Below are 3230 nucleotides of genomic sequence, written 5' to 3'. Positions count from 1 at the left end.
CCCCATCAACTTGAAGCAGTCTACGATTACTTTCTCAAGCAGCCAAGAATACGTTTTCTACTTGCCGACGACCCCGGCGCTGGCAAAACAGTCATGGCAGGCTTGCTGCTTAAGGAATTAAAAGCCAGGGGACTTGCCAAGCGCATATTAATCGTCACTCCAGCTAACTTAACCTTTCAGTGGCAGCGCGAAATGAAAGACAAGTTTCGGGAAGACTTTGAAGTGGTACGCGGTGACATCTTACGTGCCAATTACGGCTCAAATCCCTGGCAAGACAAAAACCAGGTCGTAACTTCTATTTCCTGGGTGTCGAGAGTTGATGATGCTAAAGAAAGCTTGCTCCGCAGCCATTGGGATTTAGTAATCGTGGATGAAGCACATAAAATGAGCGCCTACAGTTCTGACAAAAGGACGTTGGCTTACAAACTAGGCGAACGCTTGTCAAAAATGACTGACCACTACTTATTAATGACAGCTACTCCCCATAAAGGAGATCCAGCTAACTTCTGCCTATTCCTGGAGTTGCTAGACCGTGATGTGTACGGAGATGTTAGTAGCTTAGAAGAAGCAATGAAACGTCAAAGCGCACCATTTTACCTGCGTCGAACCAAAGAAGCGCTGGTAACTTTTCCTGACCCAGAAACAGGCGAAGTCAAAAAGTTATTTACTCGGCGGATAGTACAAACGGCGGACTTTCAGATTAATGCCGACGAATTAGACTTCTACGATTTATTAACGCGCTACGTTGAGGAACAATCAATCAAAGCCTCTCTCGACAACTCAATTCGCGGACGGGCGTTAGGTTTTACGATGGCAATGCTCCAAAGACGTTTTGCTTCTAGCATCTACGCGGTACGACGCAGCTTAGAGCGAATGAGCGAGAAACGCCTCCGCATTCTTGAAAATCCCGAAGCCTACCGTCAAGAACTAATTGATAAAAAGTTGCCCGATGATTTTGAAGAATTGGACGAAGAAAGTCGCGAAAAGATTTTAATCGATCTAGAAAATGTCGTTGCTTCAGTAGACCCCATTGCCCTGCAAGATGAAATTAGAACACTGAACAAGTTAGTTGGACTAGCCAAGGAATTAGAAAGCCGCGAAATAGAGTCAAAATTGCAGCGCTTAAAGCAGTTATTGGTAAAAGAGGGTTTCTTTAACGACCCTAAAATGAAATTGCTGATCTTCACCGAACATAAAGATACCCTTGATTTTTTGGTTGGAGATGGTAAAAATGAACGTCCGCTAGGTAAGCTCAAAGAGTGGGGACTAACCGTAACCCAAATTCATGGCGGCATGAAAGTAGGCGATCGCAATACTCCTAATAGTCGCATCTATGCCGAGCGCGAATTTAAAGAAAACTGTCAAATTCTCGTAGCAACAGAAGCCGCCGGGGAGGGGATTAACCTTCAATTCTGCTGGCTGATGATTAATTACGATATTCCTTGGAACCCCGTTCGCCTAGAGCAAAGAATGGGGAGAATCCACCGCTACGGGCAAGAAAAAGACTGCTTAATTTTTAACTTTGTCTCCACTAATACCCGCGAAGGCAGTGTATTTTGGAAGCTATTTGAGCGCATTCAGAAAATTGAAGCAGACCTCGACCCCGAACGGACAGGTAAAGTCTTTAATGTTTTGGGTGATGTCTTTCCTGCTAATCAGATTGAAAAAATGCTTCGAGATATGTACGCGCGCAATTTAACAGAAGATGTGATTAAAGATCGGATTGTCGATCAAGTAGATAGCGATCGCTTTCGTAAGATTACAAAATCGGCATTAGAGGGACTGGCAAAGCGCGAACTAAATTTATCCACTCTAAGCGGACGCAGGGCGGAATCAAAGGAAAAGCGGCTCGTACCAGAAGTAATCGAAAACTTTTTTGTCGCCGCAGCGCCTATTGTGGGTATCAATCCTAAAGAAATAGCTAAAGGGCAGAAGGTGTATCGCATCGGGCGAGTACCGCGACACCTGTGGACGACGGGAGACGACCAAGAAGGGCGGTTTGGTAAGCTCGGACGCGAATACAAACACATTACTTTTGATAAAACTATTTTAGACGTTGACCCTACAGTGGAATGGGTAACGCCAGGACATCCTTTATTTGAGTGCGTCCGCAAAGAAGTATTAAACCAAACTGAAGGCGATCTTCAACAAGGGGCAGTATTTTATGACTTACATCGCACTCAAAGCGCACGGTTAGATATTTATTCAGTGACAATTCAGGATGGTCGAAATCGTAAGCTGCACGAACGCCTCTATGTAGTTCAAGTTCAAACTGATGGTACTTTAGCTATTCGTCAACCAACTATCTTCCTCGATCTTGTACCTGCCAAAGCAGAAGTTGAGATTCCGGCAGGCGATCGCTTGCCGGAGCGCTCCCGAATTGAGCAGTATCTCATTGAGGAGGAGCTAAATAAGTTTTTGGCGGAGGTACAAGAGGAGCGATCGCGCGAAACCAATGTAATTGCCGATCACATGGAAATTAGCTTGCTAGCGATTATTGACCGCTTGCAGTGTCAGTACGGCGAATTGTTTGAGAAAAAAGAATCTGGTTCCGAGGAAACGGGCTTAGATGGCAGGTTGAAACAAGCAGAAGACCGCCTTGATGAATTAAATGAAAGGTTAGAGCGACGTAGAAAAGAGTTGCAGCAAGAGCGTCAATGTACAATTGCTGCCATTGAACCCAAAGGTAGTGCTTGGGTATTGCCTCACCCAGATAGGTATGCTCCTGATATTGCTTCAATGGTGAGCAATGCGGAAATTGAACAAATTGCCATTAATGCTGCGATCGCTTACGAAGAAGCTCAAGGCTGGCAAGTTGAAAGCGTAGAATCGGAAAACCGGGGATTTGACTTAATTTCCCGTAAGTTCAATCCAAAAGATACGTTGACTACGGTTGCCGTCAAGTTTATTGAGGTAAAAGGGCGAAGTCATGTTGGTCAAGTTGCTTTAACAACCAATGAATACCGAACGGCAGAAAGGCTAAAACACGACTACTGGCTGTACGTGGTATTTAATTGTGCTTCACAACCAGAGATTCATCCCATTCAAGATCCCGCAAGACTTGACTGGGAGGCGTTGGTCAAAATTGAGCATTACCATGTAAATGCAGCACAGATTTTAGCAGCAGAATAATGAGGGAAACTTATGACTATTAAGGAGCTATTGATTAAAAAGTTAGAAACCTTGCTACCAGAGGAGCAAGAAAAAGTTATTGAGTTTGTTGATTTTTT

General features: G+C 44.4%; 1 protein-coding gene. It reads left to right on the top strand.

What is annotated here, in order from left to right:
- Positions 1-3132 (top strand): helicase-related protein (locus C7B70_RS25325; RefSeq protein WP_106371633.1); only part of this gene is annotated, 3132 nt, incomplete at its 5' end.
- Between the last annotated feature and the right edge of the window lie 98 nt (positions 3133-3230).

The sequence above is a fragment of the Chlorogloea sp. CCALA 695 genome (genome assembly GCF_003003885.1).
GTDB lineage: Bacteria > Cyanobacteriota > Cyanobacteriia > Cyanobacteriales > Chroococcidiopsidaceae > Aliterella.
This window is presented reverse-complemented; position numbering and strand designations above follow the sequence as displayed.